The organism is Rhodopseudomonas sp. WA056 (genome assembly GCF_010906995.1).
GTDB lineage: Bacteria > Pseudomonadota > Alphaproteobacteria > Rhizobiales > Xanthobacteraceae > Rhodopseudomonas > Rhodopseudomonas palustris_G.
This window is the reverse complement of the sequence record NZ_QPFS01000233.1, coordinates 1-2,358: the sequence shown is the minus strand read 5'-3', so window position 1 is coordinate 2,358 and position 2,358 is coordinate 1. Positions and strand designations below refer to the sequence as shown.

4 protein-coding genes and 1 pseudogene are annotated in these 2,358 nt (G+C 60.9%); 3 read left to right on the top strand and 2 right to left on the bottom strand.

Annotated elements, in window-relative coordinates; genetic code table 11:
* Together DU475_RS24150 and DU475_RS23655 are read right to left on the bottom strand one after the other, a co-directional pair.
* Positions 1–206, bottom strand: a pseudogene (locus DU475_RS24150) (hypothetical protein); the annotation flags it as partial.
* Between the two features lie 52 nt (positions 207–258).
* On the bottom strand, positions 259–753 hold the full coding sequence (locus tag DU475_RS23655; protein ID WP_164633500.1) for a hypothetical protein: 495 nt from the start codon (positions 751–753) through the stop codon (positions 259–261).
* A gap of 148 nt (positions 754–901) precedes the next feature.
* Here DU475_RS23655 and DU475_RS23650 point away from each other — a divergent pair, with 148 nt between their 5' ends.
* From DU475_RS23650 to DU475_RS23640, 3 genes are all read left to right on the top strand, one after another.
* Positions 902–1,183, top strand: coding sequence for a BrnT family toxin (locus DU475_RS23650; RefSeq protein ID WP_164633499.1), 282 nt, complete (start codon positions 902–904; stop codon positions 1,181–1,183).
* Positions 1,158–1,400, top strand: coding sequence for a hypothetical protein (locus DU475_RS23645; protein ID WP_164633498.1), 243 nt, complete (start codon positions 1,158–1,160; stop codon positions 1,398–1,400). Before DU475_RS23650 ends, DU475_RS23645 begins: the two co-directional genes overlap by 26 nt.
* 136 nt (positions 1,401–1,536) lie before the next feature.
* Positions 1,537–2,358: hypothetical protein (locus DU475_RS23640; protein ID WP_205524529.1), on the top strand; the 822-nt coding region annotated here is incomplete at its 3' end.

The window sequence follows — 2,358 nt, the reverse complement described above, 5'->3', positions numbered from 1 at the left end:
GGGCTCGCCTGCGTCGTCGGTTTGGCGACCTGGGTCGACGACACGCTCGAAATGCTGCTCATCAGTCTTTCCTCGTGTTGGCCAACGTCCCCCGATGACATGGTGCGTCGGTGGCGGCTTGCCATCGGCCGCGCCCAGGGAGGCATCGGATCACAGGCGATGATCGCGCCGTCCGGTGAAGTTTGCGCGCATTTCTGCGCCGGCATTTGCTTCAAATGCGTGATGTCGCCTCGGGAAAGAAGCGGGGCCGGTTTCCGGCTATTCGCTGCTGTCGCGGCTGATCGAGATCGAGGAGTCGGTCTTGGTCCGGGCGCAGCGCATGTCGAGCCGGCGGAACCGGGTCTTGATGTCGTTGCCGCGCAGGAGTCCGACCCGCCCGAAGCAGCGCTTGACGCCGCGCAGCGTGTCCGGCTTCGGGATGGTGAACACGATCGCGGCGGCGCTGGCGATCAGTTCGACGAATGCCGGCGACGGTTTTCGCGCCGGTGCTTGCCCGTAAATCTCGTTCTTGACCGTCCGGCTCGGACACCCCAGCCGCAGCGCCTTCGCGGCCGGATGCGACAGATAGATCGTATTGGCGGCGGTCTTGCCGATGCCGACCCCGCCGATCTGGGCCTTGAGCTGCTTGGCGAGATCGTCGCAATGATCGGCCCGGGCGGGGGAGTTGGCCACCGACATCACCGCAACGGCGAGCCCGACGAGCCATGCGGCGCAGCGGGGCAAGCGGAACCAACGGTCGGCAACGGCGATCATCAAACCCTCCGCGATCAGTTCGGGGCGAAGTCTCATAGCGGAGGGCGGCGAAAATGCAAAATGCCCCACCTTCTGGTGCGTCTTCTAAGCGTCCTTGAGGCCATATGAAAGTATGGTAAGATGCCCATACCAGCGTGGCGGTCGGCCGATGACGAGCTTCGAGTGGGACGTCACCAAGGACAGGCTCAATCGGGCCAAGCACGGCGTCGGCTTCGCAGAGGCTCAGCTCGCATTCCTGGATCCGTCGCGCGTGATCGCCGAAGACCTTGGTCACAGCCAGACCGAGCAGCGCTATTTCTGTTTCGGGAGAGTGGGACCCGGAATTCTCACGGTGCGTTTCACGTGGCGCGGCGGTCAGATCCGGATCTTCGGCGCCGGCTATTGGCGAAAGGGAAAGGCGATCTATGAAGAAATCAACGGTCAAATATAGCAAGGGAGAGATCGGCCGCGTGCGCGTCGTCGACGATTTCCTGCCGCCGCCGGATCGGCTCGTGTTGCGCGAAGCCAACGTCAAGGTGACCCTCAGCCTGTCGCAGCGCTCGGTCGATTTCTTCAAGCGCGCCGCGGCGAAGCAGAATGTGCCGTATCAGCGGATGATCCGTGCGCTGGTCGACGCTTATGCGGATAAGCAGGAGGGACGACGGTAGTTGAGTCGGGCGACGGCTAAGCCTGTCGCCCAGTTATCTTGCGTTTGCCATACAGCGGGATCGAAAATTCCACGCTTCCGTTCGGCGGGAAAGCGGTGCAGTATTGCGACCATGGGTTGTATTTCATGGTGAAGCGATGCTGGATATTCCAAGCTATTTAAGTCGAGGAGAACGCGCTCGGCTCTTTCCGGTTCTGGCCGACACCTCCAAGGAAGGTCGTACAGCGTCGATCCTGCTGGCATGTCTTGCCAACGTCGACGAATTCGGTCGATCGATGATGAATACGGTCGGACAGCGAGCTGGACCACGAACGAAGATCGAAACGTTCACCGAAGTTTGCTTCTCGTCTCAGTCCGACAAGATGAGGCCGGATGGTCTGATCATCCTCACCACAGGTAATCGGCAGTGGCGAGCGCTCGTCGAGGCCAAGGTCGGAAACTCCGAACTGGAGGTTGGACAGGTCGAAAGCTATCTGGCGCTCGCGCGAGAGAACGATATCGACGCTCTCATCACCATATCGAACCAATTCGCCGCCATCCCAGCCGTCCATCCGCTGCAACTCTCTCCTTCAGCAAGGCGAAAGATCGAGCTGTTCCACTGGTCGTGGATGCACGTCCTCACAGAAGCCAGCCTGCTGCTCGCGAATGATGAAATTCTCGACCGTGATCAGAGATTCATGCTCAATGAGATGGTGAGATTTCTCACCCACCCCAGCGCGGGTGTAAAAGGCTTCGATCAGATGCCTGGGTGCTGGACCGATCTTGTCGCAGCCGTGCAAGCCGGTGCCGCGCCTGCTGCGAACTCCGCCACGACCCGCGAAATTGTCGGCGCGTGGCATCAGGTCGTCCGCGATCTCTCGCTTACGATGAGCCGTCAGCTGGGGGTGGAGGTGTCACCGCGAATTCCCAGAGAACACCTTCGCGATCTCGATGCGCGGGCGAAAGCGGATATCTGCTAC

What these genes read in the sequence shown, in the direction of transcription:
- DU475_RS23645 (WP_164633498.1), top strand. Translation starts at nt 1,158, where the DNA reads ATGAAGAAATCAACGGTCAAATATAGCAAGGGAGAGATCGGCCGCGTG.
- DU475_RS23650 (WP_164633499.1), top strand. Translation starts at nt 902, where the DNA reads ATGACGAGCTTCGAGTGGGACGTCACCAAGGACAGGCTCAATCGGGCC.
- DU475_RS23655 (WP_164633500.1), bottom strand. Translation starts at nt 753, where the DNA reads ATGATCGCCGTTGCCGACCGTTGGTTCCGCTTGCCCCGCTGCGCCGCA.